The 371-nt window shown below is 36.7% G+C and carries 1 pseudogene; it reads right to left on the bottom strand.

Annotated elements, in window-relative coordinates:
* A pseudogene (locus tag ACRHNM_RS16345) lies at positions 1-371 on the bottom strand (DUF433 domain-containing protein); the annotation flags it as partial.

Raw genomic sequence — 371 nt, 5'->3', positions numbered from 1 at the left:
ATATATTATAATCTTTGAGGACGGGGCTTCCAAATTTGCGTTTGGGATCGACGACAATATGTCTTTCTTTACCCAAAGGCCAAAACCTATTGGCTAAGTTATCCTCACCAAAGTCAAGTTTTACAAAGAACAGTTTGATAAAGTCCAAATTGAACTGTTTGGTTCCATTTAACTCTACTGTTCCAAGTTTGGTTTCGAGGAAAATATGCTTCCCATCACTCCTAATCCCCTCTAAAACTTCCTTTTTGGCAAATGGAAATGCGGTTCGAAAAAATTTAGTAAGATCATTATGCGCTTTTAAAACCTCCTTTGGTTTGACTCCAGCTTCGGCGAATTTCATCATAACATAAAACTCAATGAAAGTATGAAAG

This window comes from Psychroserpens mesophilus, assembly GCF_050617655.1.
Lineage (GTDB): Bacteria > Bacteroidota > Bacteroidia > Flavobacteriales > Flavobacteriaceae > Psychroserpens > Psychroserpens mesophilus_A.
This window is presented reverse-complemented; position numbering and strand designations above follow the sequence as displayed.